Source organism: Sphingomonas suaedae, from assembly GCF_007833215.1.
Taxonomy (GTDB): domain Bacteria; phylum Pseudomonadota; class Alphaproteobacteria; order Sphingomonadales; family Sphingomonadaceae; genus Sphingomonas; species Sphingomonas suaedae.
This window is the reverse complement of record NZ_CP042239.1, coordinates 3,942,007-3,968,869: the sequence shown is the minus strand read 5'-3', so window position 1 is coordinate 3,968,869 and position 26,863 is coordinate 3,942,007. Positions and strand designations below refer to the sequence as shown.

Here is a 26,863-nt window from a genome sequence, read left to right as displayed (position 1 = left end):
GGGAAATGGGTCCCCGCTTTCGCGGGGATGACGAATTGATGATCGCCACTCGATGAAACGGACCCGCCTTATGTTCCTGCGTAACCTCACCCTCGCCCTCGCCGCTTTCGCCCTCGCGCTTCCCGCGCCGGTGCTGGCCCAGAGCAAGCACCTCCTCGAATATCCCTCGATCCACTCGCCCGTCGTCGGCACACGCGGGATGGTGGTCAGCCAGAACGAGATGGCGAGCGAGGTCGGCGCGCAGATCCTGCGCGACGGCGGCAATGCGGTCGACGCGGCGGTTGCGGTCGGCTTCGCGCTCGCCGTCACCCTTCCCCGCGCCGGCAATATTGGCGGCGACGGCTTCATGACCGTTTACGACGCCAAATCGAAACAGGTCCGCGTCATCGATTTCCGCAGCGTCGCCCCGCGCGCCGCGACCCCGGCGATGTTCGTCGACAATCGCGGCAAGGAGCGCGCCATCGCATCCTATGGCTATATGGCGCCCGCCGTCCCCGGCACCGTCGCCGGCCTCGAACATGCGCACAAGAAATGGGGCAAGCTGCCCTGGGCAAAGGTCGTTGAGCCCGCCCTCCGTCTCGCCCGCGACGGCGTCAAGCTCTCCGCCGACGAGGCATTCGTCTTCGGCTGGGGTCGCGACCGCCTGTCCAAGAGCGCCTCGGGCAAGACCACCTTCTACAAGCCCGACGGGTCGCTCTACGCCAAGGACGAAGTGCTCAAGCAGCCCGAGCTCGCCTGGACGCTCGGCAAGATCGCCGCAGAGGGCGCGAAGGGCTTCTACACCGGCGAAGTCGCCCGCCGCATCGCAGCGGACATGAAGGCCAATGGCGGCATCGTCACCATGGCCGATCTCGCCGCCTACAAGCCGGTCGAGCGCGATCCGCTGGTCGGCACCTATCGCGGCTATCGCGTCTATACCCCGCCCCCTGCCAGCGCGGGCGGCGCGACGCTGCTCAACATGCTCAACATCCTCGAGCGGTTCGACATGAAGGCGCTCGGACAGGGCAGCGCCGCCTCGCTCCACATCCTCGCCGAGACGATGAAGCTCGCCTATGTCGATCGCTATCGCGTGCTGGGCGACCCCGCCTTCGTCACCGCCCCGGTCAACGGCTTCATCTCAAAGGGCTATGCCGCCGAGCGCGCCAAGCTGATCGATCCCGAACGCGCGCGCCCCGCCGCGCAGGTCGCGCCGGGCGACCCGCTGCAATATGAAAGCCCCTCGACCACGCATTTCTCGGTCGCCGACAGCGCAGGCAACGTCGTCTCGACCACCTACACGCTCGGCTCGGACTTCGGCTCGGGCGTGATGATCGCGGGCACTGGCATCCTGCTCAACAACCAGATGAACAATTTCAGCCACGAACAGGCATGGGAGGCGCAGCGCACCGGCACCCCGCCCCCGCTCAACGCGCTCGCCCCGGGCAAGCGGATGCTCTCCACCCAGATGCCGACTTTGGTGTTCAAGGACGACAAGCCGTGGATCGTCACCGGCACGCCGGGCGGGAGCACCATCCCGACCACGGTGGTCCAGGTCATCGTCAACATGATCGACTATGGCCTCAACGTCGACGAGGCGACGCACAAGCCGCGTATCTATCAGGGAACGACCACATCGCTGCGTGTCGAGCCCAATTTCAACCCGGACACGGTTGCGGCGCTCGAGGCAAAGGGCCATCGCATCACTTCGGACGAAACCATGGGGAGCGCCCAGTCGATCATGCTCAGCGGGGACCTGTTCCTCGGTGCAGCCGACCCGCGTCGCCCCGGTGCAAAGGCGATCGAACCATGAAGCTGACCCGTTCCACCCTGTTGCTCGCGCTCACGGCGACTGCACTCACCGCCTGCGCCCCGCGCGGCGCGGTCGATACCGCCGCACCCGCGCCCGTCACGACAGCCCCGGAACAGCGTCAGGCCTTCGTCGCCGCCGCCCACCCGCTCGCGGTCGAGGCGGGGCTGGACGTCCTGCGCAACGGCGGCAGCGCGGTCGATGCCGCCGTCGCGATCCAGGCGATGCTGAGCCTCGTCGAACCGCAAAGTTCGGGCGTCGGCGGCGGCGCCTTCATGGTCCGCTACGATGCGAAGACCAAGGGCGTCACCGTCTATGACGGCCGCGAGACTGCGCCTGCGGGCGCGACGCCGGACATGTTCATCGGACCCGACGGCAAGCCGCTCGGTTTTCGCACCGCTGTCCTCTCCGGTCGCGCCACCGGCGTTCCCGGCGTCGTCCGGATGCTCGCGCTCGCCCAGAAAAAGCACGGCAAGCTCGCCTGGCGCGATCTGTTCGCCGATGCCGAGCGCACCGCGACCAACGGCTTCACCGTCACCGCGCGCCTCGGCCGCTTCATCAATTCCAGCGGTCCGCAGGCGAACACCCCGGATTCGCTCGCCTATTTCCGCAATGCGGACGGCAGCAAGACCAAGGCCGGCGACACGCTTCGCAACCCCGCCTATGCCGCCTTCCTCCGCCGCCTCGCAACGCAGGGGCCGGACGCAATGTACAAAGGCGAAACCGCCCGCCGCATCGTCGCCCGCGTTCGCGAAGGCGATCTCGCCAGCTCGATGACCGAAGCGGACCTCGCCACCTACAAGCCGGTCGTGCGCGACGGCCTCTGCAACCCCTATCGCGCCTACATCCTCTGCGCGCCCCCGCCCCCGTCCTCAGGCGTCGGCCTGCTTCAGCTGATGGCGATGATCGAACGTACCGATATCGGGTCGCGCGGCCCGAACGACCCCGTCGCCTGGGTCAAATATGCCGAGGCGAGCCGGCTGATGTATGCCGATCGCGACGCCTATGTCGGCGACGTCGCGACCGTACCGGTCAAGGGAATGCTCGATCCCGCCTATGTCGCCAGCCGCGCCGCGCTGATCGGCGATCGCGCGGGTCCCGCGCCACAGGCGGGGACGCCCCCCGGCGCCGTCACCGCCCGGATCGACGCCACCAACGAAGTCCCCGGCACCTCGCACTTCGTCGTCATCGATGGCGAGGGCAATGCGGTGTCGATGACCACCACGGTCGAAAGTTTCTTCGGCACCGGCCGGATGGTCGACGGCTTTTTCCTCAACAACCAGATGACCGACTTCTCCTTCGTGCCGAAGGGGCCGAATGTCATCGCTCCCGGCAAGCGGCCGCGCTCGTCGATGGTCCCGACCGTTATCCTGCGCCAGGATCGCAGCCTCGCGGGCGCGATCGGTTCGCCCGGCGGCAATGCGATCCTGGGCTATGTGTCCAAGGCTCTGGTCGGCATGATCGACTGGAAGCTCCCGGTCGCCGACGCCATCGCGCTGCCCAACCTGATCGCGCGCGGCAGCAGCTTCAACGGTGAGGCGGACAAATTCTCTCCCGAACTGCGCGCCGCAATGGCGGAGCGCGGCGTCACCGTGCGCGGCGGCACCGGCGAGGATTCAGGACTCCACGGCGTCATGATCCGCGACGGCAGGTTCGACGGCGGCGCCGACCCCCGCCGCGACGGCGTCGCCAAGACCATCACTTTGCCGACAAGGAAGTAAGATGCGCCACCTGCTCGCCCCCATAGCGCTCACCGCCGCAATCGCCCTCGCCGCCCCCGCGACTGCGCAAGAGGTGCAGATCGAGGACGTCAAATTCCTCAGCCGCGACGGCAAGACGCAGGTAAAAGGCTATCTCTTCAAACCCGCAAACGCCCCCGAGAAACTGCCCGCCGTGGTCATGCTCCATGGCCGCAGCGGTGCCTATTCCAGCCTCGCCAAGGGCAAGTACGACGCCTCCACCCTGTCGGCGCGGCACAAGATGTGGGGCAAGCTGCTGGCACAGAATGGCTATGCCGCGCTGATGGTCGATGATTTCGGGCCGATGGGCTATCCCGACGGCTTCGGGCGCTTCACCTATGGCGATCGCCCCGCCGCGCTCAACGAAGTGACGATGCGACCGCTCCATGCCTATGGCGCGCTGCGCTATCTCCAGACCCGGCCCGATATTATCGCCAACCGGGTCGCGCTGATGGGCTGGTCGAACGGCGGCAGCGCCACGCTCGCCGCGATGGCCGACGACAAGCCGGGCGACATGCGCAAGATCGGCTTCGCGATCGGCATCCCGCTCTATCCCGGCTGCGGCCTGAAGAACGCGTTCGCCAAGGGCTACAAGCCCTATCACCCGGTCCGCGTCTTCATGGGCAGCGGCGACGAGGAAGTCTCGCCCACCTTGTGCGAACGCTTCGTCTCGCGCAGCAAGGCCAAGGGCGGCGACATCACCATCCGCATGTTCAAGGACGCGACCCACAGCTACGACACCCCGATCAGGTCGCGCCAGTCGGTCCCGGCCAACGCCGAAGCCAAGGCCGCGACCGAAACCGAAATCCTCGCGATCCTGGCCGAGCGGCTGAAGCAGTAACGCATTCCTCCCCCAGCTCGCTGGGGGAGGTGGCAGCGCGCAGCGCTGACGGAGGGGCCGCCCCGCAGAGGGCGGTATTTTGCCGAGCTGCTTACGGCTGTCTGCGCAGCCGCCCTCCACCACCGCCTAAGGCGGCGGTCCCCCTCCCCTGAGCAAGCTCAGGGGAGGATTTTCGACTCACTCCCCTTGCCCCCACCCCCGGCCATAGGCCAAAGCCCCCGGCAATGACCGCCCGCATCGACATGGGACTCGACACGCGCGGCAACCCGGTTGCCGTCGATCTGGAGGAGTTGCTCGCCACCCGTCTGCTCGTCCAGGGCAATTCGGGATCGGGAAAGTCGCACCTGCTCCGCCGCCTGCTCGAGGGGAGCGCGGGCCTCGTCCAGCAGGTGGTGATCGATCCAGAGGGGGATTTCGTCAGCCTCGCCGACGCGTTCGGCCATATTGCCGTCGACGCCGCCGAGTACAGCCTGCCCGAACTCGCCCGCCTCGCCGCGCGCGTGCGCGAGCACCGCGCCAGCGTCGTCCTCAACCTTGAGGGGCTGGAGATCGACGGCCAGATGCGCGCCGCCGCCGCATTCCTCTCCGCGCTGTTCGATGCCCCGCGCGAACATTGGTACCCGGTGCTCACCGTGGTGGACGAGGCGCAGCTCTTCGCCCCCGCTGCGGCAGGTGAGGTGACCGAGGAAGCCCGCCGCACCTCGCTCGCGGCGATGACCAACCTGATGTGCCGCGGTCGCAAGCGCGGCCTTGCCGGCGTGATCGCCACTCAGCGCCTCGCCAAGCTCGCCAAGAATGTTGCCGCCGAAGCGTCCAACTTCCTGATGGGTCGCACCTTTCTCGACATTGACATGGCGCGTGCCGCCGACCTGCTCGGCATGGATCGCAAACAGGCGGACACGATCCGCGATCTCGCGCGCGGCGAGTTCCTCGCGCTCGGTCCCGCCATTACGCGTCGCCCGATCAGCGTGAAGATCGGCGCGGTCGAGACCGGTTCGCGCGCGGTCAGCCCCAAGCTGACCCCGCTCCCCACCGCCCCGACCGAAGACATGCGCGACATGCTCTTCGCCCCCGCGGCGGAGGACGAGGCACCGCCCCCGCCGCCGCCCGCGCCCGTGCCGATGGCCGATCTGATGCGCGCGGTCGCCACCCCCGCACCGCCACCGGTCCCCGACATGCCGGTGCTGGAAGAAGGCGAGCAGGAAGACATTCGCCAGTCGATCCTCGCCGAAATCGGCGGCGAGGACAGCCGCGCCCCGCTAGCGACGATCTTTCAGGACTATGGCGTGCGCTGCAAGATGCGCGGGGTCGATCCCGGCATGGATCTCGGTCAGTTCCGCTCCGCGCTCGCGCTGGCACGCGCAGGCATCACCGACACGACCGGCTGGGACGATGCACTCACCCTCGCCGCATCGCTGCCCGAGGAGATGCTCGCGCCCTTCCTCGGCATCGCCAAGGCAGCCCGTATGGGCGAACCCTGCCCCTCAGACGCACGCATCGCCGCGCTCTACGGCACCAGCTCTCTGGGCCGCGCCAAGCGGATGATGGCGCATATCGAGGAAAAGGGCCTGATCGTCGCGCGCACCGACCTGTCGGGCAAACGCAGCGTCAGCCTGCCGCATCTCGGCTGGACCACCGCCCCGTCCTGGCCCGATCCCGCCAAGCCGCCGCCGGTCGGCCGCGCCGCCGTGCGCGCCGCGGAGCGCGCGCGCAACGGCTATGGCTGAGGCCCGTTAGCGGCGGGCGATCACCGCGATCCGATCGGCAAGCTCATTGTCCCGCACCACCAGCGAATCGCGCGACCAATTGCCGACAAAGGTGGTGCTGTCCTTGAACCCGGGCGACAGCCACGCCTTGTTGCGCTCGATCACCAAGCCTGCCGAGCTGTGCTTCGCTCCCTCGGGCGCGACCGCGATGATCGTGCCGTAATTGTCCTTGGCCGGCCCCTGTTCGAACGCATTGCCCGCGATCCGCCCGGTCGCACCGTTCGACAGGTCGATCGCATAATTGGTGTTGCGCCCCATGCTGTCGTCGAAGCTCGAATCGAGAATTTCGACGCGCGGCGCGCGCACCTTCACATAATGGCCGCCGGTGCCGCGTTCGAAGCGCGATTCGACCACGCGCAGGCTCCCGTAATTGCCGATATAGATGGCGTGCGCGCCGTTGCCGGTCGGATCCTTGCCCAGCCCGGCAAAGGTCGATCGCTCGATCACGATGGTGCCGCGCGGGTCGCTCGCGGTCAGGATGCCGCACTGGCCGTCGATGAACATCGCATTGGAGACGTGGAGGTTGCCGGTCTCAAGCCGGATGCCCGCGCCGTTGCCGTCCTCGACCAGCGTGCGCATGAAGACGATGCCGTCCACCCGTGCCGCGCGGCCGCGCAGGACCAGGGTCGCCTTGCCCTCGCAGATCGCGCGGTCGAACACGGCCTTGCCCGGCACCTGCGCGACATAGGCAATCTCGCCCGCCTCCTGCACCGCGCACTCGCCATAGCGGCCGGGGGCGATCCGAATCGTCCCGCGCCCCTCGCCGATCGATGCAACCGCCTCCTGTAAGCTCGCGAAGGATCGCCCGCCCTCGACGGTGAACGGCCCCTGCTGCGCCTGCGGCACGGCGGGAGCGGTGGTGGCCAGCAGGGCGGCGGCAAGTGCGATCAGGCGCATAAAAAAGCTCCGGCGGTTTGCCGGAGCTTATGAATGCAGACCGTTAAGAAGCCCCTCCCCTTTGCGGGAAGGGACTCAGCTCGGGTCAGGCGTCGGCGGTTTCCTTCACCAGCGCCGCCTTGATCGCGTCGATGAAGGCGGGGATGTCGTCGGGGTTACGGCTGGTGATCAGATTGCCGTCGACCACCACTTCCTCGTCGACCACGTCGGCGCCGGCATTCTCCATGTCGGTCCGCACGCTCGGCCAGCCGGTCGCGCGCTTGCCGTCGAGCACATCGGCCTCGACCAGCAGCCACGGCGCGTGGCAGATCGCCGCGACGGTCTTTCCGTCGTCGAAGAATTCCTGCACCAGATCGACGGTGGTTTCGTCCATGCGCAGCTTGTCCGGATTGCCGACGCCGCCCGGCAGGACCAGCGCGTCATAATCTTCGGTGTCGACATCCTCGACGGTCATGTCGGGGGTGATCGTCGCACCCTTCTCGCCGCCCTTCTCGCCCTGGATCGGGTCGGGCTTGAGCGAGGCAAGCGTCACCTTCACCCCGGCATCGATCAGCGCCTGTCGCGGCTTCATCAGTTCGGACTCCTCGAATCCGTCGGTCGCGATCATCAGGACACGCGCGTTCGAAAGCTCGGCCATCTTCAGTCTCCTGTCTGTGGATATGCCCTCTCAACAGGTGCCGCGTTCACATGTTCCGGAACGATGCGACGGGCCGCGCATTCATCCGCCATGACGAGGCCGGAATGAGCAAGAGACTGCGATTTTGCGACGATGGCGCACCGGGGATCACCCGTCGCCTCATTCGCGGCAAATGGGGTTATTGGGATGCGAAGGGAAAGCGCATCACCGATCGCGACGAGATCGACCGGCTGAACGCCGTCGGCTTGCCTCCAGCCTATCGCGACGCCTGGTTCTGCCCGCACCCAAATGGCCACCTCCAGGCGACCGGCATCGACGATCGCGGGCGCAAGCAATATCGCTACCACCCCGAGTTCCGCGCCGCGCAGGAGGCCGCCAAATATGATCGCTGCGCCGACTTCGGCCACCGCCTGCCCAGGCTGCGCGCCCGGATCGAGGCCGATCTGCGCAAGCGCGCACTGAGCCGCGAGCGCGCGGTTGCCGCGGTCGTGCGGTTGCTCGATCTCGGCCATGTCCGCATCGGCAACGAAGGCTATGCAAAGGCGAACAAGAGCTTCGGCGCGACGACGCTGCGCAAGCGTCATGCGACGCTGAGCGGCCGGTCGCTCAAGCTTCAGTATCGCGCGAAGTCCGGCAAGATCCGCGAATTGCGGATTACCGACGGCAGTCTGATCGGTTTCGTCAAAAAGTGCCAGGACCTGCCCGGCCAGCATCTGTTCGGCTGGCTCGATGAGGCGGGGGAGGCGCATCCCGTGACATCGACCGACGTCAACCTTTACATCCGCGAAGCGATGGGCGCCGATTTCACTGCCAAGCATTTCCGCACCTGGGGCGCGAGCGTGATCGCGTTCGAGACGCTGGCCGGTGCGGACGGATATGTCGGGCTGAAGACGATGCTCGAACCTGTAACGCGGGCGTTGGGCAACACACCCGCCATCGCGCGCAAATCCTATGTTCACCCCGACCTGATCGCCCTGACCAAGGATCGTGCAGCGCAGGAGCTGTTCCGCGAGACGCTGTGCTTGCCCCGCACGACCCATTATCTGACCCGCGCCGAGCGGGGGCTGATCGCCTTTCTCGAGAGCGGCGGGATTACCGCCAAAGCTGCCTGAAGGAACTTCATGACCGTCACCAATAGCGCCGCCGCGGCCGAGCAGGCCGCCACCGACACCGGCAACGCGATGGAGGCACAGACCCGTGCCTTCTTCGTCGATGCCGCAATCTGGGTCCAGACCCATTGGCTCCAGATCCTGATCGCCACCAGCATCGCGGTCGGCATCGTCCTGCTGCTCTACTGGCTGCGCAGCTGGGGCACGAAGCTCTGCCAACGGTCCGATGGACCCATGGGCTGGGGCACGATCCTCGGCCGCGCGGTGTCGCGTACGGGCAGCTTCTTCATCGTGATGATGTCGGTGCGGCTCGTCTCCAACTATGCCGCGCCGCCCGAGATGCTCGAAAAGACCATCGCCTTCCTCTTCACCGTGGCGGTCGTGTTCCAGGGGGCCGTGTGGGCGCGCGAGATCATTCTGGGCGCGATCGAGAAACGGACGGCGGCGGAAAACTATCATGGAGAGGCGCTGCTCTCAGCGCTCGGCCTGATCCGCCTGCTCGTCACCGTAGCGCTGTTCGCGATCGCCCTGGTGGTGGTGCTCGACAATCTCGGCGTCAACGTCACCGGCCTTGTCGCAGGTCTCGGCGTCGGCGGCATCGCCATCGGCCTTGCCGCACAGGGCATCTTCGCCGACCTGTTCGCCGCGCTCGCGATCATCTTCGATCGCCCATTCCGGCGCGGCGACAAGGTCATGTACGACCAGACCGTCGGCGTGGTCGAGGAAATCGGACTCAAATCCACCCGCGTGCGCTCGTTCGACGGCGAGGTGCGGATCATCGCCAACAAGCAGCTGCTCGACAAGGAGATCCAGAACATCTCCAACCGCGATCATATCCGCATCAAGCTGCCGGTCGGCGTCGCCTATGAAACTCCGCCCGAGCAGCTCGAAGCGCTGCCCGACATGCTGACCGGCATCGTCGAGGAAGCGGGTGGGACGATCGCGCGCGCGAGCTTCGAGGGGCTCGGCGCCAGTTCGGTCGATTTCTTTCTGTGGTTCGACATTCCCGGCGACGACTGGCCGACGGCGCACAAGGTGCGCGATGCGGTCATCATCGGCATCCTGCGCCGCTTCGCCGCGGAGGGCATCTCGATTCCGTTCCCGACGCAAACCACCTACACCGCCGACCCGCAGGGCAAGCTGATCCTCCCTTATCCCCAGGTCCAACCGGTGATGCGCGTCGACAAGGAACAAGGGGAACGCTGATTCGACCGCCCGAATCCCATTTTCGAAGATCGGGTTTGGCACCCTCGGCGCACTTTCCCTTACGGAAGCGGCAAATTTCACGCATGGAGTAGGCGCCCCCCTTGCCGATGGCGGGGGGTTGCGCCTAGATGCGCGCACGAGGATGCCGCAGGGAGCCGTCATGGCCGATACCGACACGCAGGAAACCGTCACCATCCAGGAACTCGCCGCACGCACCGGTGAGGAGCGCGTGTCCGAATGGGTCGAGGTGACGCAGGCGATGATCGACAAATTCGCCGATGCGACCGGCGACCACCAGTTCATCCATGTCGATCCCGCCCGCGCGGCGATGACCCCGTTCGGCGGCACCATTGCGCATGGTTTCCTGACCCTGTCGCTGATGCCGATGCTCGGCCAGCGCACGCCCCAACCCAGGATCGCGGGCATGAAAATGGGCGTGAACTATGGGGGCAACAAGGTCCGTTTCCTGACCCCGGTACGCTCGGGCAGCCGCGTGCGCGGCCGCTTCACCACCATCGAACTGGTCGAAAAACGCCCCGGCCAGTGGCAGCAGACGGTCGAATTCACCATCGAGATCGAGGGGGCAGGACAAGCCTGCCCTGGTCGCCGAATGGATCAGCCAGATTTTCGTGTGATTTAAGCGTCGAGAAGGACCCCAAATATGCGTTCAGCCGTCATCGTTTCCACCGCCCGCACCCCGATCGGCCGCGCCTATCGCGGTGCGTTCAACGCGCTTCCTTCCCAGACCCTCGCCGCGAAATCGATCGAGGCCGCGGTGCAGCGCGCCGGGATCGACGGCGCCGAGGTCCAGGATGTCGTCTTCGGCGCCGCGCTCCAGCAGGGGCATCAGGCGGGCAATATCGCACGTCAGGCGCTGCTCCGCGCTGGCCTGCCGACCAGCGTCGCGGGCATGTCGGTCGACCGTCAATGCGCCAGCGGCCTGATGGCGATCGCCACCGCGGCCAAGCAGATCGTCGTCGACAATATGGACATCGCCATCGGCGGCGGTGTCGAGAGCATCAGCCTGGTCCAGACCCCGCAGATGCGCGTCGCGATGGATCCCGAACTGCTGGCGATGCACAATGACGTGTACATGCCGATGCTCCAGACCGCCGAGGTGGTTGCCGCGCGCTATAACATCAGCCGCGAGGTGCAGGACGAATATGGTTTCCAGTCGCAGCAGCGCACCGCCGCCGCACAGGCCGCGGGCAAGTTCGACGACGAGATCATCCCCGTCACCGCGACGATGAACGTCGTCAACAAGGAGACGAAGGAAGTCACGCAAAAGGAAGTGACGCTGACCAAGGACGAGGGCAACCGCCCCGAGACCACGCTGGAGGGGCTCCAGTCGCTCCAGCCGGTCGTCCCGAACGGCACCGTCACCGCCGGCAATGCCAGCCAGCTTTCGGACGGCTCCTCGGCCAGCGTGCTGATGGAGGAAAAGCTCGCCGAGAAGCGCGGCCTGACCCCGCTCGGCCGCTATGTCGGCATGGCGGTCGCGGGCACCAAGCCCGACGAGATGGGTATCGGCCCGGTCTATGCGATCCCCGCCCTGCTCGACCGGTTCAACCTCAAGATGGACGATATCGGCCTGTGGGAGCTCAATGAAGCGTTCGCGGTGCAGGTCCTCTACTGCCGCGACAAGCTCGGCATTCCCAACGATCTGCTCAACGTCAATGGCGGCTCGATCTCGATCGGCCATCCCTATGGCATGACCGGCGCGCGCTGCACCGGCCACGCGCTGATCGAGGGCAAGCGTCGCGGCGCAAAGTACGTCGTCGTGACGATGTGCGTGGGTGGCGGCATGGGCGCCGCCGGCCTGTTCGAAGTTTTGTAAGGGCCTGCGATCTCGCCGCTCCGTCCTACCGGATGGGGCGGCGGTTCATCGCAGCGCGGGCGATCAGCCCCGCACGACGCCCGTTTCGCTGAACGGTCGCGGCTCGACCGGCGGCACGACGCTGTCGTTGAGCGCGCATTGCCAGATGCCGATATCGACCCAGCGCCCTTCCTTGAACCCGATCTCGCGCAGCTGACCGGCACGGCGAAAGCCGACCTGTTCGTGCGTCTTGATCGACTGGTCGTTGGGGAGCGAGATCACCCCGATCGCCTGGGTAAAGCCCTGCGCGCGCAACGTGTGCATCAGCGCTTCGTAGAGCAGCCGTCCGACGCCCTGCCCCTGCACCGCACCCGCGACATAGACCGAAGTCTCGACGACATAGCGATAGGCCGCCCGCTCGCGGAACTTGGTCGCATAGGCATAGCCCAGCACCCCGCGCCCCTCGCTGTTGGTCGCGACGATCCACGGATACAGCCCGTCCGAAGCCTCCATCCGCCCCCGCATCGCGCGGGCGTCGGGCGGATCGAATTCGAAACTGACGGTCCCGGTCAGCACATAGGGCGCATAGATCGCCGCGATCGCTGCCGCATCGCCTGGCTCGGCCGCGCGAAGCTGAATCACAGGCTCAGCTTCGTCATAGGCCCAGCTTCGCCACCACCAGATCGATCAGCCGCGCGTCCGCCGCGCCGGTGCCGCCCAGGCCCGGTCCAAAGGCCGCGCATTCGAGGCAGCGTGCCTGCATCGACGACGCGCCCGCGATCCGGCGCGCATCGCCCAAAGCCTGGGCGAACACCGCACGCCGCTCCACCGCGATCCGGGCATAGAGATCGCCGCCGCTCTCGGGCGCAGCCTCTTCCTCCTCGTCGCCGCTGTCGCGGAAGAAGCCTGCAATCAGCTGGTCGAACCAGCCCGGCTCCTTTTCCAGATAGACCGCATGGGTCTTGGCCGGGTCGAGCTTGGCGCGCTTTGCCGCTTCGGCGATCGCATCGTCGATGTTGCCGAACCGGTCGACCAGCCCCAGCTGGCGGGCGGTACCGCCGTCCCAGACGCGGCCCTGGCCGATCTCGTCCACCCGCTGCGGCGTCATCTTGCGCGACTGGGCGACCAGGCCGATGAAGCGGCGATAGCCGTCCTCGATCCCGGCCTGAAGCACCCGATCGAGCGTCTCGTTGGTACCGCCCAGCACGTCCGGCTGGCCGGTCAGTGGCGTGGTCTTCACCCCGTCCGTCGTCACCCCGATCTTGGCGAGCGTATTCTCGAAGGTCGGAATGACCCCGAAAATGCCGATCGATCCGGTGATCGTGTTGGGCTGGGCAAAGATCACGTCGGCAGGCGTCGAGACCCAATAGCCGCCGCTGGCGGCCAGGCTGCCCATCGACACGACGACCGGCAGCTTCTGCGCCTTCGCCTGCAGGATCGCCTGGCGGATATGTTCGGAGGCAAGCGCCGACCCGCCGGGCGAATCGACCCGCACGACCAGCGCCTTCAGCTTCTTCTCGGCCAGCCCCTTGAGCAGCAGGCCGGAAATGGTGTCCCCTGCCGCCGTGCCCGGACCCGCCTTGCCGTCGACGATCTCGCCCGCAACGGTGATCACGCCGATCGCGTCGCCGGTCTTGGCGACCGGATTGGCCTCCAGCCAGTTGGCGAGCTTGATCGACTTGAAGCTGCCCGCAGGCTTGCCGCTGTCGACGCCGGCAATCTCCGCGACCCGCTTGCCGAACGCCAGCCGGTCGCCGACCTTGTCGACCATGCCAAGCTGCTGATTCATCTTGGTGAAGTCGCCCTGCGTCGCGGCGACCGCTTCCGCCGGAGTGGTCAGCAGCGGCTCGATCCGCGCCTTGGGCCGTGCGGTCTTCACCGCGTCCTTCCACTGTTCGAAGATCGCGCCGTACAGCGCCTCGTTCGCCTGACGCGCCTCGGGCGATTGCTGAGTCTGGGTATAGGGTTCGACCGCCGATTTGAACTTGCCGACCTTATAGACGTGCGTGGTGACGCCCAGCTTGTCGATCAGCCCCTTGTAATAGAGGCGCGATCCGCCGGGACCGGTAAAGATCGTGCCGCCCATCGGGTGGACCCAGATCTCGCTGGCATTGGCCGCAAGCAGGTACGAGCTGTCCGAATAGCCCGTGGCATAGGCGAGCACCGGCTTCTTCGCATCGCGCACGCGGCGGATCGCCTCGCCCACTTCCTCGATCGCGGCGGGATAGCCGCCCATGAACCGGTCGAGATCGAGCACCACGACCTTGACGCGCGCATCGTCCTTCGCCTTGTCCAGCGCGCGGATCAGGTCGCGCATCCGGTACTCGCGGGGCATTTCGCCGCCGCCGATGCTGGCAAAGGGATCGGGCTGCGCCGGTTGCTCGACGATCGTGCCGTCAATCGCCAGCACCAGCGCGCCGTCCTTGACTGCGGCGGGGTTGGGCTTGGCCGAGAGCAGCGCGAACAGCGCCCCAAAGAAGAACAGCATGAACAGCAGGACCAGGGCATCCTTGATGCCGACCAGCAGCTTCCATGCGCCGCGTACCAGTTTCACGTTCGTCTTCTCCGAAATGCCCCGGGCAATTGACACACAGGTAGGGCGTGAGGGCAAGCGAGTAAAGCCGCTGTGTTAAGGGAGTGATACAGGAACCGGCAGGCGCTATTCCCCGCCTTGGTCGCCGACGCGACAGTCGGGACCGAAAACGATGCGATCCGCCTCATGGGTCCCGCTGATGGAACTCATGGCATAGCTCGACGAGCCTATGGTTACGTTCGTCTGGCCAGAGAATATGGGCAATCCCGTGGCATGGTTCCGTACATGAGCATATGCGCTCGCACTCGATGTGCGCATCGGTGGCGCAACCACGCCCTCGTCGGCGTCGATCAGGTTGGTGGTGCTGTTCGCCGCAAGCACCCATCCGCCTGCAGAAACTTGGCGCGCATCGGCATTGTACCAGCGTAAATAGACCACGACCGGAAAAGCGCATCTGTTGCGATAAGCGAAAATCTTGGGGCGCCAGCCGTCCCATGTATCCTTGAGCGGTTCGTCACAATAGGCCCAGCGACCGAGGAAGCCGCCAGAGGTGAACTGAAATTGAAAATCGCCCTCTGGCACCCCGCTCGAACATGAGCGGATGAACATGGCGGGGGAGCGCCGCCATCGACCGGTAAGCACGTTTCCGTTTAGCGTACCGGTGAGCGTTCCCGAGCCACCATTGTAACTTCCGCCGGCTTCGGTAACCCGCACCGGACCATAATCGCTCCCATAAACGCCAGAATATGGAGAGGAGACCGTCGGCGACGGCGACACGGCATCGGGCATCGCCATCGAGTCGTCGATGGCCATGGGCTCTTCGCCCGGCGCCATTTCGTCCTCATCGACCCCCTCTGCGGGGGCGGTCAGGGCGCGACACGTCGTCGCCGCGCAATAAAGGTGCCGAACGAACCCCCGCCCCGTCTCTTCCTCCAAATAGGCATTGTAACCGACGAGCAGAATCGAAAATCCGATGCCGGAAACAAGGGCGAGTCGTCCGCGACCGCGGACGAGCTGAATGCCGATAAAGGCAATGCCGACAATGCCGACCATTGCCACGAGCCCCACAAGCTTGACGAGAGCACCGCCCATGACTCCCCACCCCCAGTCGATGGCACCAGCCGACCAAAGTCCGACCTAAGGCTATCGCGCGAAATGCTCCGGGTCTCGCATTTTCGCGCGGCAGCGTAACGATTTTCTCGGACAATCCTCCTCGAAAAAGCGATGCTCTGAAACTGCTGGCCAGCTTGACTAGACCCTTACGCCTGCCCATATGCCCGCTGCTGGCACTCGCATCAGGTGAGTGCCAACATCCTAATCAACCCGTGTTCAGGAGTACTCCATGAACTTTCGTCCGTTGCACGATCGCGTGCTGGTCCGCCGCGTAGAGGCCGAGGCCAAGACCGCCGGCGGCATCATCATCCCCGACACCGCCCAGGAAAAGCCGCAGGAAGGCGAAGTCGTCGCCGCCGGTTCGGGCGCCAAGAACGAAAAGGGCGAGGTTACCCCGCTCGACGTCAAGGCCGGCGACCGCATCCTGTTCGGCAAATGGTCGGGCACCGAGGTCAAGGTGAATGGCGAAGACCTGCTGATCATGAAGGAAAGCGACATCCTCGGAATTGTTGGCTGATTTCAACGATTTACGTGGACCTCGGCGGATCGGCAGCCGATCGGCCGACAGTGTCAATCCAATGTAAACTTCCAGATTTGAAAGGGCAGTCACATGGCAGCCAAGGACGTAAAATTCTCGCGCGACGCGCGCGAGCGCATTCTGAAGGGCGTGGACATCCTCGCCGACGCGGTGAAGGTCACGCTGGGGCCGAAGGGCCGCAACGTCGTGATCGACAAGAGCTTCGGCGCGCCGCGCATCACCAAGGACGGCGTCACCGTCGCCAAGGAAATCGAGCTCAAGGACAAGTTCGAGAATATGGGCGCGCAGATGGTGCGTGAGGTCGCGTCCAAGACCAACGACATCGCCGGCGACGGCACCACCACCGCGACCGTTCTCGCCCAGGCGATCGTTCGCGAGGGCATGAAGTCGGTTGCGGCCGGCATGAACCCGATGGACCTCAAGCGCGGCATCGATCTCGCCGTCACCAAGGTCGTCGAGGACGTCAAGGCGCGTTCGAAGCCGGTTTCGGGTTCGAGCGAGATCGCCCAGGTCGGCATCATCTCGGCCAATGGCGACCGTGAAGTCGGCGAAAAGATCGCCGAAGCGATGGAAAAGGTCGGCAAGGAAGGCGTCATCACCGTCGAAGAGGCCAAGGGGCTCGAATTCGAGCTCGACGTCGTCGAAGGTATGCAGTTCGACCGCGGCTACCTCTCGCCCTATTTCATCACCAACCCGGAGAAGATGGCGGTCGAACTCAACGATCCGTACATCCTGATCCATGAGAAGAAGCTGTCGAACCTTCAGGCGATGCTCCCGATCCTGGAAGCCGTCGTCCAGTCGGGCCGCCCGCTGCTGATCATCGCCGAGGACATCGAGGGCGAGGCGCTCGCCACGCTCGTCGTCAACAAGCTGCGCGGCGGCCTCAAGGTCGCAGCGGTCAAGGCACCGGGCTTTGGCGATCGTCGCAAGGCGATGCTGGAAGACATCGCCGTCCTGACCAAGGGCGAAGTCATCTCGGAAGACCTAGGCATCAAGCTGGAAAGCGTCACGCTCGGAATGCTCGGCACCGCCAAGCGCGTCTCGATCGACAAGGACAACACCACCATCGTCGACGGTGCGGGTGAAGCCGATGCGATCAAGGGCCGCACCGATGCGATCCGTCAGCAGATCGAAGTCACCACGTCGGACTATGACCGCGAGAAGCTCCAGGAGCGTCTGGCGAAGCTCGCCGGTGGCGTTGCCGTCATCAAGGTCGGCGGCGCTTCGGAAGTCGAAGTCAAGGAGCGCAAGGACCGCGTCGACGATGCGCTGCACGCAACCCGCGCAGCCGTTGAAGAAGGCATCGTCCCCGGTGGTGGTACCGCCCTGCTGTACGCGACCAAGGCGCTCGAAGGCCTGACCGGCGTCAACGAGGATCAGACCCGCGGCATCGACATCGTCCGCAAGTCGCTGACTGCCCTTGTCCGCCAGATCGCGGCCAATGCCGGCCATGACGGCGCGGTCGTTTCGGGCAAGCTGCTCGACCAGTCGGACACGTCCTACGGCTTCAACGCCTCGACCGACGTGTACGAGAACCTCGTCGCAGCCGGCGTGATCGACCCGACCAAGGTCGTCCGCACCGCGCTTCAGAACGCAGCCTCGGTCGCGGGCCTGCTCATCACCACCGAAGCGGCGGTGAGCGAGCTGCCCGAAGACAAGCCGGCAATGCCCATGGGCGGCGGCGGCATGGGCGGCATGGGCGGCATGGATTTCTGATCGCGAACGGCCGGGATTAGCGGCGCTAATCCCGGACTCGTTCCGATCCGGACGGCGGGTCGGCTCCGCCGAACCCGTCCGACGCGTTCCCGGCTTTGCCGGGAACCGGATCCGAACCTCCCAGCCCCCAAGGCTGGACCAAATCGAAAGGGCCGGGGAGTCGCCTCCCCGGCCCTTTCTTCATGCTCCGGCTACACGATACGCTACGCCTACAACCTCCGGAGCAGACGGAAGGCGGCAATCGCCTGTTCCATCCCTTCGCCATCCCCGCCGCGTTCGTCGGGCGGCGGAGACGGAACCAGCACGCACCCGACACTGTGCCTGGGCAGTTTCGCCCGCTGGTCGCGCAGCATGGTCGCCGCAACCGGCAGCCGCCGCCCGAAATCGCTGGGCAGCGCGTGCCGATGATAGCCGCTGCGCCACGCGACGCGGTATTTGCGCGGCACCGACCGCCACGGCCCGTCGGCGCGCATCATGTCCCGCCCGCAGCGGATACAGCTGGTGAAAAAATAACCCTCGTTCCAAACCGGATCGTCGCCCGGTTGATGACCGATCAGATGGCAGAACTGCGCCACGTCCCCGCTCCCGCTTACTGAAGCTTGGTTGCGGAATGGGCCAGCGCGACCAGATTGGGATCGTTCGATTTGAGCGCATCCTCCAGCGACCAGATCTCGAACGTCTCGCCCATCCCGACGAACAGCGCGGCGTTGGCAATCCCTGCGACGGCCCGCGCCCAGCTCGGCAGCTTCACGAATTCGTTGGGGCGCCAGAATTCCTCGCAAAATCCAAACAGGCGGCGCGAAGCCGGCGGCGGCGGCGGGATTTCGCGCGGCGCCTGCGCACCGTCGAAGCGATGCTCGTCGCACGTCACAGTCAGCTGCTGCCACCATTGCACGCTCGACCCGACGAGACAGCGCTGCGAGGCATGGAGCCCCAGAAAGATGCTTGGCCCCTCATTGTTTACATTGCGGCGCACGAAGGAGGGGAGTCGCACCAGACCATTTGCCTTCACCGGCACGATGCAATGCCCGACATAGGGGACCATCCCACCCAGCGGTTTCGACCGCGCGGGTCGCGCCGGGGGCGCCGGGGCGAAACGCCCGTCGGAGGGCGCAAACAAGCTGCGGTCGCTCGTGCCCGCCGGGCTGGGCCACGGCGTCATTCGGCCAAGCTGGCTGGCAACTGCATTGGAACGCTCTGACGCAACATTACGCATCGACACTCTCCGTACCCGACTCACCGTATCAACAAGCACCTTTTGTCCCGATTCATGGTTAATCGGCGATATCGGGATTCTACGATCCGAGAATCTACAGTTTGAAAACCGAAAAACGCGATAGAATATCCAAACAAATCACGGTCGGTTACATATTAAGCTTTGTCTTATATTGAGAGTCTGTCGCGACATTTTACTATGACAAACTTTAGCATATCGTTCACAGAGCAAAGTCTTCGGCGATAGCGTATCAAATTCAATTGTTGATAACGCTACCATCATGCGGAGGCGGTCACGGGGGTAACCGCTTTCCCTGCCGCGCCAACCAAAGCTGAGTCCGCGAGTCGCGGCGAGTCAGATGGCGAACGCGTCGGCTCGGACGCGATCCTGCCCGCAAGCCAAGTTCCAGATTTGGAAAGTATTTCTGCCACCACTCGACCTGGCGACCGAAATTGCGTTCGCAAATGCGAAAAATCCATGTCGGGTGGCGCCGGGCAGCTACCGGAAATTTAACGCTTCGCCCTTATTCCGGCGCCCGTGACACGGCCTCTGGAGTGGCGATGACCGCAGCGACCGCCATCGATCTGTCGAACGCGTGCGCGCTGCCCGCGCGCCACGCGCCTGCGCTGCCGGGCGCCGAGGCCGAGTGGCTGCCGCTGTCGCCGCTGGCGGACCGGCTTTGCGAGGAATGGGACGCGCTGGCAGCCGAAGCTGCGGAGCCAGACGTCTTTGCGCAGCGCTGGTTCGCCGATGCGAGCGCCGCACTCGCGCCACCCGACGCCCGGCTGCTCGCGATCCGCAGCGCCGGGCGGCTGATCGGCCTGATGCCGGTAGGGCGCGACTCGCGCTACGGGCGGTTACCGCTGCGCCACAGTGTGAACTGGGTCCATTATCACCGCTTCCTCGGCGCTCCGCTGCTGCGCCGGGGTCAGGAGGTCGCGGCTTGGTCCGCGATCATCGCCGCGCTCGACGCGGATCGCGACGCGGGCAGCCTGCTCCACCTGACCGGCCTGGTCGAGAACGGCCCGGTGCATCGCGGGCTGATCGAGGCAGCGCGGCTCGCCGGGCGCCCCTGCGACACCGTCCACCGGATCGAACGCGCGATGCTCGCCAGCGATATGGCCCCCGACGCCTATTACGCGGCAACCGTGCGCAAGAAGAAGCGCAAGGAGATCGCCCGCCTGCGCGCCCGCCTCGCAGAACAGGGCAGCCTCGAAACCCGGCGGCTGGCAGCGGACGCCTCGCCTCACGCCTGGACCGACGCCTTTCTCGCGCTCGAACACGCCGGGTGGAAGGGGGCGGCGGGGTCCGCGCTCGCCTGCACGCCCGAAACCAGCGCATTTTTCCGAGAGGTCGTGGCGCAGGCGCACCGTGCCGGGCGACTCGACTTCCTCCGCCTCGACCTCGACGGCGCGCCGATCGCGATGCTCGTCAACCTGATCGCCGCCCCCGGCGCGTTCGCGTTCAAGACGGCCTATGACGAGGGGTTCGCGCGCTTCTCCCCCGGCGTGCTGCTCCAGATCGAAAACCTTCAGATCCTTGCGCGCGACGACATCGACTGGGTCGACAGCTGCGCGGTCGAGAATCACCCGATGATCGACAGCCTGTGGGGTCAGCGCCGCGCGATCGTCCGCGTCACCCTCCCACTCGCCGGACGTCGTCGCCGGATCGCCTTCACGGCGGCCCGCACGCTCGAACGCTCCGCAGCCGCATTCAAATCCCTGCGCAACCGCCGCCCGCAAGCGCCCCAGGAGGACTCCGAATGAAGCCCGTGTTCGACGATGACGCGCGCGCCGCCTTTGCAGCGCTCTATCCCGAGCGGCCCGGCACGATCGCCCATGGCCTGTGCGGCCATCCGCTGTTCGAGCTCGACGAACTGGTCGCGCTGTCGCAGCGCATCCGCCCGGTCGATGTCGAGCAGAATCTCGCCAACCTGCCGATCGGCATCGATCCCGCGGACATCCGGCACAATGGCCTCTCGGTCGAGGACTCGATCCGCTCGATCGAGCAGAACGGGTCGTGGATGGTGCTGAAGTTCGTCGATCAGGATCCGGTGTATCGCGCGCTGCTGGACGAGGTTCTCGACGAGATCGAGCCGCTGGTAGCCACCCGCACCGGCGCCATGCTCAAGCGCGAGGCGTTCATCTTCGTCTCCTCGCCCGGCGCGGTCACCCCGTTCCACATAGACCCCGAGCACAATATCCTAATCCAGCTGCGCGGCAAAAAGGTGATGACCGTGTTCCCCGCCGCCGATCCCGAACTGGTCCCCAGCCACCTTCAGGAAACCTTCCATGAGGGCGGCCATCGCAACCTGCCGTTCCAGGACAGCTTCGCGGCAAAGGGGACGCCGATCCGGTTGACCCCGGGCGACGCGATCTATGTCCCGGTCAAGGCGCCGCACTGGGTGCAGAATGGCGACGCGATGTCGATCTCGCTGTCGGTCACGTGGCGATCGGAGTGGAGCTATCGCGAGGCCGATGCGCACGCCTTCAACCGGTTGCTGCGGAAGGCGGGGATGACCCCCGCTGCCCCCGCCCGCTACCCCCGCCAGAATCTGATCAAGTCGCTGGCCTGGCGCAGCATCGCGAAAGCGAAACGGATGACCGGCCACACCGAATGACCGCCCATTTCCCCTTGATCGAGGCAGAGGTCGCGCCGGTCGAAACGGCCCTGATCGGATCGCTGGACATGCTCGCCCATGATGGCGCGGGCGTGCTGGGACGCGGTGCACAACCCGGACCCTATGATCGGATCGACTGGTTGCGCGCGACGCGCGACCATATCTGGCCTGACACGCCTTTTGTCGCGGCAACCGCGCGGCAGGGTGCCGATGCGCTGTGGCTGCCGCTGCGCGATTGCGGCCATCGGCGCGCGCGCGGCTTTGCCAGCTGGTACACGCTCGCATTCGCGCCTCTCGCCACGCCCGGCTGCCCGGCATCGGTCCGCGCGGTCTTGCTGGCGGCGATCGCCAGGCGGTTGCGGCGCCGGTTCGGCGCGATCACGCTCTGGCCGCTCGAACCCGAAATATCGACGGAGCTGCAAGCGGCATTCCGCGGCGCAGGCTGGCTGGCGATCGAGCGGGTCGAGGCCGCGCATTGGGTCGCGCATACACAGGGTCAGGACTTCGACGCCTATTGGGCGCGTCGCGCGTCGAAGCTGCGCAATACCGTGCGGCGTCGCGCGAAGAACAGTGCCGTCGATGTCCAGATTCTCGACGCCTTCGACCCTGCGGCCTGGGCGGACTATGAGGCGGTCTATGCCGCCAGCTGGAAACCCGCCGAGGGTTCGCCGGGCTTCCTGCGCGCCTATGCGGAGCAGGAGGGCGCGGCGGGAACGCTGCGCCTCGGCATCGCCCGGCGCGGTGGTCGGCCGGTTGCGGCGCAATTCTGGACGGTCGAGAACGGGGTCGCGACGATCCACAAGCTCGCCCATCTGGAGAGCGAGCGCGAGCATTCGCCCGGCACCCTGCTCTCCTATGCGATGTTCCGTCACGTCCTCGACCATGACCGGCCCGACTTGATCGACTATGGCAATGGCGATGAACCGTACAAAGCCGAATGGATGGATGAGCGCCGGGAGCGCCACCGGCTGCGCCTGTTCGATCTGCGGAGCGTGTCCGGAGTTGCTGCGGGACTCGCCGCCGCGACGAGGGCCACACGGCGCCGACTGGCGCGCTGACCTCGTCCCGAAGCGACAGGGTTAACGGCTTGTTGACCCTGATCGCGGCACAGCGGGTGCCGATGCGCGCCGCACCGACCTATTTGCCGTTGATCCTGCTGCCGCTCGCGCTGTTCGGCATCTTCTTCCATTGGCAGATTCTCGACGTCACCAATATCGGCTGGCTGCTGCGCGGCAGTGACAATGGCGAGAATGCGCTGGGTCTTCACGCCTGGCTTCACGACCCGTCACCGGGGTTCCTGCGCACCGCGCTGCTTGGCGCCCCCGAAGGGACGGGGCTGTTGTTCACCGACAGCAATCCCCTGCTCGCCGTGCTTGCCTTTCCGCTGCGCGGCATTCTTCCAGCAGATACTCAGTTGATCGGCTGGTGGATCCTCGCCTGCCTGTTCCTGCAGGTGCTATTCGCGTGGCTGCTGCTGCGGCGCCATGCGCCCAACGGGCTGGCTTTGTGGTGCGGCGTGCTGCTGCTCGCCGCCCTCCCCACTTTGTTCAACCGGTTCGTCCATGTGAACCTGATGGCGCACTGGCTGATCCTTTGGGCGCTCTGGCGGTTCGACGATCCTGAGCGCTCGGCGTCCAATCGCGGCTGGGCGGCGCTGATCGCGATCACCGCGTTGATCCACAGCTATCTGCTCGTCATGGTGGGTGCGATCTGGGCCAGCGCCATGCTGGAGCGGCTGTGGAAGGATCGCGCCGCCGCCCCGCGCCTGATCGTGCAAGGGCTGGCAATGATCGCGATGGTCGCTGCGATCGCCTGGTCGCTCGGCGTGTTCGAACCGCACCGCCCGTCGGGAAATTACGGCGCCTTCGCCATGCCGCTCGACGCGCTGTGGAATCCGGGCGTCGATACGTATTCGACGTTTTTGCCCGCCATTGAGCAACGCCCCGGCCGGGGTTTCGAGGGCTTTCAGTATTTGGGCCTAGGCCTGCTGATCCTTCTCCCCGGCGCCGCGATAGCGGTTCGCCGCCTGCCGCGCCCCGCACCGGACGCGTCCGGGAGTCTCGCACGCTATAGCTGGCTCCTGCCCGCGCTCATTGTCCTCACGCTGCTGGCGATCAGCACCTATCCCGACTTTGCCGGGCGGATGCTCCCCCGCTGGCAGTTGCCTCAGGATGTCGCGGATGCGCTCGACGCGGTCCGTGCGTCCGGGCGCCTGTTCTGGCCCGTGGCCTATGTGGCGGTGCTGGCCGCGCTGCGGATCGCCTTCCGACTTCCCGAGCGCATGGCGGGATTGGCACTGCTTGCGGTCACGATGGTCCAGATCGCCGACCTCGCCCCGATGGCGCGTGCAATCCGCAGCCAGACGATCGAGGCAGGTATCGCCCCACGCTATCTCAGGACGCCCGCCCCCGAATGGGATCGGCTGATCGAGCGCGCGCATGGCATCGCCTTCATCCCGGCCGAAGTCACCAAGGACCTCGGCCTGTTTCAAGAGATCGCGTGGCGCGCCGCCAAGGCGCAGGTCGCAGTCCGCAGCGTCTATGTCGCCCGCGCCTCACCCCAGAGTGCGGCGCGACAGGAGCAGGAAACCGCGCGTTTCCGCGCTGGCGAGATCGTTCCGGGTCGCCTCTATATCCTGATCGATGGCGAGCCGATCCCGCCGCCGTTGATCGACAAGGTCCGACCGCTGGACGGCATCACCATCGCCTTCGAGCCCGTGGTCAATCCGTCTTCATCGCCTCGATGATGCGTTTGACCTCCTGACTGCGCCCGCGCGGCAATATCAGTATCTCATCCCCGTCCGCGACCACGATCAGGTCGGAGACGCCGACCAGCGCGACCCGCTTGCCCGCACTGACACGGACCAGGCAATTGGCCGTATCGATCGCAACCACGTCGCCGCGACAGGCGTTGCCCTGCGCGTCGCAATCGCTGATGCCATGCAGCGCGTCCCAGCTACCGACATCGGACCAGCCCATCGCGACGGGGACCACCGCCACCCGTTCCGCCTTTTCCATCACCGCATAATCGATCGAGTCCGATGGCGACCGGGCAAATTCGGCAGCGTCGGGCAGAACGCGGCTCCCTTCGCGGATAGCGCGGTCCATCGACGCCTGTGCCGCCGCCAATATCTCGGGTGCGTGGTCCGCGAGCGCATCCAGAAAGACATCCGCGCGGAACAGGAAGATGCCGCCATTCCAGACATGATCGCCGCTCGCGACCATCGCCTCGGCGGTGTCGCGCGGCGGCTTCTCGACGAACCGGGCGACCTTGTGGATCCCCTCGCCGATCGGCTCGCCGACGCGGATATAGCCATAGCCGGTCTCGGGATGGTCGGGCGTGATGCCGAACGTCACCATCCAGCCCTCTGATACCCTCGGCATCGCCGTCGCGATTGCCGCATGGAAAGCCGGGATATCGGCGATGACATGATCGGACGGCATCACCAGCAAGGGCGTCGATCCCCCGCCGACCGCCAGCGCGGCAAGCGCGATGGCGGGCGCGGTGTTGCGCCCCATCGGTTCGAGAATCACCGCCTGCGGCTCCGCCCCCGACTGCGCCAGCTGCTCGAGGATCAGGTCGGCGTGCAGCGCATTGGCTACGACCACCGGCGCCGCAAACCCGGCATCGACCGGCGCGCGCCGCGCGGTGAGCTGGAGCATCGTCTCCTCGGCGGTCAGGGCAAGCAACTGTTTGGGGCGTTCGGGCCGCGACATCGGCCAGAGCCGGGTCCCGGCACCGCCGGAGAGGATCACGGGGACGATCGCATCGGCTCGGCTCATCAATACCTCTTTTCGGACCCGGCGTAGCGGCGCGCGGCACACCCGCCAAACACTTATCACGGCTCGGGTTTCCGCCCGTTCAGCATTTCTTCGTCAATTTATCCGAGACGGTCGGCACGGTGTCGGTTTTGTTTACACTCGCTGGCTAGGATTGCAGTCATGATCCGCCTGTTCAAACATTATATTCCCAACGCCGTGCTGCTGCTCGCGCTGTTCGACATCGCGCTGCTCCTTGCGGCTGCGGAGTTCGGGTGGATTTATCGCGCGCACCAGATCGGCATGGCGGTCGATCCCTTCCACACCCGCATTCCGCAGATCATCAGCTTTGCCGCGTGCCTGGAACTCGCGATGATCGCGGTCGGCGTCTATGGCGCCGACGCGCTCCAGTCGATCCGCGTGGCGACCGCGCGGCTGCTGGTCGCGGTATCGCTGGGGACGATCTTTCTTTCGGTGCTGTTCTTCCTCGTCCCCGCGCTCACCTTCTGGCGATCGAACCTGCTCTACGCGATGCTCGCTTCGGTGGTCGCGCTGTTCGCGCTGCGGCTGTTGCTCGGCAAGACATTGGGGAGCCAGGTGTTCAAGCGGCGCGTCGTCGTGCTGGGTGCGGGTGCACGGGCGGAACGACTCAAAATCCTGTCGAAAAAGCCGGGATCGGGGTTCGTCGTCGTCGGCTATGTCGCGATGAGCGAGCCGAACCGCGTGATCCCGGAGGCCATCGCGCGCGACGCGATCTACAATCTCGCCGATCATGTCGTCCTGCTCAACGCAAGCGAAGTGGTGCTGGCGCTTGAGGAGCGGCGCAACGCGCTCCCGCTCAAGGATCTGTTGCGCATCAAGACCACCGGCGTCCATGTCAACGAGATCTCGACCTTCCTCGAACGCGAAACGGGCCGCGTCGATCTCCAGTCGGTCAACCCGAGCTGGCTGATCTTCTCTGACGGCTTCTCATCGGGGCGGATGCTGTCGAGCATGTTCAAGCGGCTGTTCGACATCGCTGCCAGCCTGGTGTTGCTCGCACTTGCCCTCCCGCTCATCCTCCTTGGTGCGCTCGCCGTAAAGCTGGAGAGCAAGGGCCCCGCCTTCTACCGCCAGCGTCGCGTCGGCCTGTACGGCCAGGGCTTCGACATCATCAAGCTGCGTTCGATGCGGCAGGACGCCGAGGTCGCGGGGAAGGCGGTCTGGGCGGAAAAGGACGATCCGCGCATCACCCGCGTGGGCCGTTTCATCCGCAAGGTGCGGATCGACGAGCTCCCCCAATGCTGGTCTGTCCTCAAGGGCGAGATGAGCTTTGTCGGGCCGCGCCCCGAACGCCCCCAATTCGTCGAGGATCTGGAGCAGCAGCTGCCCTATTATGCCGAGCGACACATGGTAAAGCCCGGCATCACCGGCTGGGCGCAGATCAACTATCCCTATGGTGCGTCGATCGAAGACAGCCGTCAAAAGCTGGAATATGACCTTTATTACGCCAAAAATTATTCGCCGTTCCTCGACCTTCTGATCCTGCTCCAGACGCTGCGCGTGGTGCTGTTCCCGGAGGGCGCACGCTAG

At 65.9% G+C, this 26,863-nt stretch carries 22 protein-coding genes and 1 pseudogene; 15 read left to right on the top strand and 8 right to left on the bottom strand.

The genetic code is table 11. The annotated features are described in order from the left end of the window. The first annotated feature begins 52 nt into the window (after positions 1-52). The 4 genes from ggt to FPZ54_RS18735 all read left to right on the top strand — a co-directional run bounded on the left by ggt (position 53) and on the right by FPZ54_RS18735 (position 6,093). Positions 53-1,789, top strand: coding sequence for a gamma-glutamyltransferase (gene ggt, locus FPZ54_RS18750; RefSeq protein ID WP_239019641.1), 1,737 nt, complete (start codon positions 53-55; stop codon positions 1,787-1,789). Next, positions 1,786-3,507 carry a gamma-glutamyltransferase family protein gene (locus FPZ54_RS18745; protein WP_145849321.1) on the top strand — a complete coding sequence of 574 codons (1,722 nt, stop codon included), beginning with the start codon at positions 1,786-1,788 and terminating at the stop codon, positions 3,505-3,507. The genes ggt and FPZ54_RS18745 overlap by 4 nt, the downstream gene beginning before the upstream one ends. A gap of 1 nt (position 3,508) precedes the next feature. Continuing rightward, positions 3,509-4,366 (top strand): dienelactone hydrolase family protein, encoded by an 858-nt coding sequence (locus FPZ54_RS18740; RefSeq protein ID WP_145849320.1) that lies wholly within the window; start codon positions 3,509-3,511, stop codon positions 4,364-4,366. Between the two features lie 224 nt (positions 4,367-4,590). Next, positions 4,591-6,093 (top strand): helicase HerA domain-containing protein, encoded by a 1,503-nt coding sequence (locus tag FPZ54_RS18735; RefSeq protein WP_145849319.1) that lies wholly within the window; start codon positions 4,591-4,593, stop codon positions 6,091-6,093. A gap of 6 nt (positions 6,094-6,099) precedes the next feature. On the opposite strand, the gene FPZ54_RS18730 is transcribed toward FPZ54_RS18735, so the two are convergent. Next, positions 6,100-7,029: a right-handed parallel beta-helix repeat-containing protein gene (locus FPZ54_RS18730; RefSeq protein WP_145849318.1), complete on the bottom strand. Its 930-nt coding sequence runs from the start codon at positions 7,027-7,029 to the stop codon at positions 6,100-6,102. A gap of 85 nt (positions 7,030-7,114) precedes the next feature. Beyond that, complete coding sequence (locus tag FPZ54_RS18725; RefSeq protein ID WP_145849317.1) at positions 7,115-7,666, bottom strand: type 1 glutamine amidotransferase domain-containing protein; 552 nt, start codon at positions 7,664-7,666, stop codon at positions 7,115-7,117. A 104-nt stretch (positions 7,667-7,770) separates the two neighbouring features. Here FPZ54_RS18725 and FPZ54_RS18720 point away from each other — a divergent pair, with 104 nt between their 5' ends. The 4 genes and pseudogenes from FPZ54_RS18720 (at position 7,771) to FPZ54_RS18705 (ending at position 11,818) form a co-directional block, all read left to right on the top strand. Then, a complete protein-coding gene (locus FPZ54_RS18720; RefSeq protein ID WP_145849316.1) occupies positions 7,771-8,778 on the top strand; it encodes a DNA topoisomerase IB in 1,008 nt (335 codons plus the stop codon). Between the two features lie 9 nt (positions 8,779-8,787). Continuing rightward, the gene (locus tag FPZ54_RS18715; protein WP_145849315.1) at positions 8,788-9,981 is read left to right on the top strand and encodes a mechanosensitive ion channel family protein; all 1,194 of its coding nucleotides are present in this window, start codon (positions 8,788-8,790) and stop codon (positions 9,979-9,981) included. Between the two features lie 160 nt (positions 9,982-10,141). After that, a pseudogene (locus FPZ54_RS18710) lies at positions 10,142-10,616 on the top strand (MaoC family dehydratase). A 26-nt stretch (positions 10,617-10,642) separates the two neighbouring features. Next, the gene (locus tag FPZ54_RS18705; RefSeq protein WP_145849314.1) at positions 10,643-11,818 is read left to right on the top strand and encodes an acetyl-CoA C-acyltransferase; all 1,176 of its coding nucleotides are present in this window, start codon (positions 10,643-10,645) and stop codon (positions 11,816-11,818) included. 63 nt (positions 11,819-11,881) lie between these two features. On the opposite strand, the gene FPZ54_RS18700 is transcribed toward FPZ54_RS18705, so the two are convergent. The 3 genes from FPZ54_RS18700 to FPZ54_RS18690 all read right to left on the bottom strand — a co-directional run bounded on the left by FPZ54_RS18700 (position 11,882) and on the right by FPZ54_RS18690 (position 15,422). After that, a complete protein-coding gene (locus FPZ54_RS18700) occupies positions 11,882-12,439 on the bottom strand; it encodes a GNAT family N-acetyltransferase (RefSeq protein WP_145849313.1) in 558 nt (185 codons plus the stop codon). A gap of 13 nt (positions 12,440-12,452) precedes the next feature. After that, positions 12,453-14,351 (bottom strand): signal peptide peptidase SppA, encoded by a 1,899-nt coding sequence (gene sppA, locus FPZ54_RS18695; protein ID WP_145849312.1) that lies wholly within the window; start codon positions 14,349-14,351, stop codon positions 12,453-12,455. Positions 14,352-14,456: 105 nt separating this feature from the next. Next, positions 14,457-15,422, bottom strand: a complete 966-nt coding sequence (locus FPZ54_RS18690) for a hypothetical protein (protein ID WP_145849311.1) — start codon at positions 15,420-15,422, stop codon at positions 14,457-14,459. Positions 15,423-15,672: 250 nt separating this feature from the next. Between FPZ54_RS18690 and groES the strand changes: the two genes are divergently transcribed. Both groES and groL read left to right on the top strand, forming a co-directional pair. Then, positions 15,673-15,960: a co-chaperone GroES gene (gene groES / locus FPZ54_RS18685; RefSeq protein ID WP_066660780.1), complete on the top strand. Its 288-nt coding sequence runs from the start codon at positions 15,673-15,675 to the stop codon at positions 15,958-15,960. Positions 15,961-16,053: 93 nt separating this feature from the next. Then, positions 16,054-17,697 carry a chaperonin GroEL gene (gene groL, locus FPZ54_RS18680; protein ID WP_145849310.1) on the top strand — a complete coding sequence of 548 codons (1,644 nt, stop codon included), beginning with the start codon at positions 16,054-16,056 and terminating at the stop codon, positions 17,695-17,697. A 209-nt stretch (positions 17,698-17,906) separates the two neighbouring features. On the opposite strand, the gene FPZ54_RS18675 is transcribed toward groL, so the two are convergent. Continuing rightward, a complete protein-coding gene (locus tag FPZ54_RS18675; protein WP_145849309.1) occupies positions 17,907-18,272 on the bottom strand; it encodes a hypothetical protein in 366 nt (121 codons plus the stop codon). A gap of 14 nt (positions 18,273-18,286) precedes the next feature. Then, entirely contained in the window at positions 18,287-18,913 is a 627-nt protein-coding gene (locus FPZ54_RS18670) for a division/cell wall cluster transcriptional repressor MraZ (RefSeq protein ID WP_145849308.1), read from the bottom strand. A 560-nt stretch (positions 18,914-19,473) separates the two neighbouring features. Here FPZ54_RS18670 and FPZ54_RS18665 point away from each other — a divergent pair. Genes FPZ54_RS18665 through FPZ54_RS18650 form a run of 4 tightly spaced genes read left to right on the top strand, consistent with a single transcriptional unit; the run spans position 19,474 to position 24,279 of the window. Beyond that, positions 19,474-20,679 (top strand): GNAT family N-acetyltransferase, encoded by a 1,206-nt coding sequence (locus tag FPZ54_RS18665; protein ID WP_145849307.1) that lies wholly within the window; start codon positions 19,474-19,476, stop codon positions 20,677-20,679. Next, on the top strand, positions 20,676-21,533 hold the full coding sequence (locus FPZ54_RS18660; protein ID WP_145849306.1) for a cupin-like domain-containing protein: 858 nt from the start codon (positions 20,676-20,678) through the stop codon (positions 21,531-21,533). The genes FPZ54_RS18665 and FPZ54_RS18660 overlap by 4 nt, the downstream gene beginning before the upstream one ends. Continuing rightward, positions 21,530-22,591 (top strand): GNAT family N-acetyltransferase, encoded by a 1,062-nt coding sequence (locus FPZ54_RS18655; protein ID WP_145849305.1) that lies wholly within the window; start codon positions 21,530-21,532, stop codon positions 22,589-22,591. The genes FPZ54_RS18660 and FPZ54_RS18655 overlap by 4 nt, the downstream gene beginning before the upstream one ends. A 29-nt stretch (positions 22,592-22,620) precedes the next feature. Further along, positions 22,621-24,279, top strand: a complete 1,659-nt coding sequence (locus tag FPZ54_RS18650; protein WP_145849304.1) for a DUF6311 domain-containing protein — start codon at positions 22,621-22,623, stop codon at positions 24,277-24,279. Here FPZ54_RS18650 and FPZ54_RS18645 read toward each other — a convergent pair. After that, positions 24,254-25,315 carry a mannose-1-phosphate guanylyltransferase/mannose-6-phosphate isomerase gene (locus tag FPZ54_RS18645; protein ID WP_145849303.1) on the bottom strand — a complete coding sequence of 354 codons (1,062 nt, stop codon included), beginning with the start codon at positions 25,313-25,315 and terminating at the stop codon, positions 24,254-24,256. The genes FPZ54_RS18650 and FPZ54_RS18645 overlap by 26 nt on opposite strands. 159 nt (positions 25,316-25,474) lie before the next feature. On the opposite strand from FPZ54_RS18645, the gene FPZ54_RS18640 reads away from it, so the two are divergent. Continuing rightward, positions 25,475-26,863 (top strand): TIGR03013 family XrtA/PEP-CTERM system glycosyltransferase, encoded by a 1,389-nt coding sequence (locus FPZ54_RS18640; protein WP_145849302.1) that lies wholly within the window; start codon positions 25,475-25,477, stop codon positions 26,861-26,863.

Excerpts from the sequence above, each read along its gene's own strand:
- FPZ54_RS18725 (WP_145849317.1), bottom strand. The coding sequence starts at position 7,666 with ATGGCCGAGCTTTCGAACGCGCGTGTCCTGATGATCGCGACCGACGGA.
- groES (WP_066660780.1), top strand. The coding sequence starts at position 15,673 with ATGAACTTTCGTCCGTTGCACGATCGCGTGCTGGTCCGCCGCGTAGAG.
- FPZ54_RS18690 (WP_145849311.1), bottom strand. The coding sequence starts at position 15,422 with ATGGGCGGTGCTCTCGTCAAGCTTGTGGGGCTCGTGGCAATGGTCGGC.
- FPZ54_RS18740 (WP_145849320.1), top strand. The coding sequence starts at position 3,509 with ATGCGCCACCTGCTCGCCCCCATAGCGCTCACCGCCGCAATCGCCCTC.
- FPZ54_RS18640 (WP_145849302.1), top strand. The coding sequence starts at position 25,475 with ATGATCCGCCTGTTCAAACATTATATTCCCAACGCCGTGCTGCTGCTC.
- ggt (WP_239019641.1), top strand. The coding sequence starts at position 53 with ATGAAACGGACCCGCCTTATGTTCCTGCGTAACCTCACCCTCGCCCTC.
- groL (WP_145849310.1), top strand. The coding sequence starts at position 16,054 with ATGGCAGCCAAGGACGTAAAATTCTCGCGCGACGCGCGCGAGCGCATT.
- FPZ54_RS18715 (WP_145849315.1), top strand. The coding sequence starts at position 8,788 with ATGACCGTCACCAATAGCGCCGCCGCGGCCGAGCAGGCCGCCACCGAC.
- FPZ54_RS18745 (WP_145849321.1), top strand. The coding sequence starts at position 1,786 with ATGAAGCTGACCCGTTCCACCCTGTTGCTCGCGCTCACGGCGACTGCA.
- FPZ54_RS18660 (WP_145849306.1), top strand. The coding sequence starts at position 20,676 with ATGAAGCCCGTGTTCGACGATGACGCGCGCGCCGCCTTTGCAGCGCTC.
- FPZ54_RS18730 (WP_145849318.1), bottom strand. The coding sequence starts at position 7,029 with ATGCGCCTGATCGCACTTGCCGCCGCCCTGCTGGCCACCACCGCTCCC.
- FPZ54_RS18720 (WP_145849316.1), top strand. The coding sequence starts at position 7,771 with ATGAGCAAGAGACTGCGATTTTGCGACGATGGCGCACCGGGGATCACC.
- FPZ54_RS18735 (WP_145849319.1), top strand. The coding sequence starts at position 4,591 with ATGACCGCCCGCATCGACATGGGACTCGACACGCGCGGCAACCCGGTT.
- FPZ54_RS18665 (WP_145849307.1), top strand. The coding sequence starts at position 19,474 with ATGACCGCAGCGACCGCCATCGATCTGTCGAACGCGTGCGCGCTGCCC.
- FPZ54_RS18705 (WP_145849314.1), top strand. The coding sequence starts at position 10,643 with ATGCGTTCAGCCGTCATCGTTTCCACCGCCCGCACCCCGATCGGCCGC.
- FPZ54_RS18670 (WP_145849308.1), bottom strand. The coding sequence starts at position 18,913 with ATGCGTAATGTTGCGTCAGAGCGTTCCAATGCAGTTGCCAGCCAGCTT.
- FPZ54_RS18645 (WP_145849303.1), bottom strand. The coding sequence starts at position 25,315 with ATGAGCCGAGCCGATGCGATCGTCCCCGTGATCCTCTCCGGCGGTGCC.
- FPZ54_RS18655 (WP_145849305.1), top strand. The coding sequence starts at position 21,530 with ATGACCGCCCATTTCCCCTTGATCGAGGCAGAGGTCGCGCCGGTCGAA.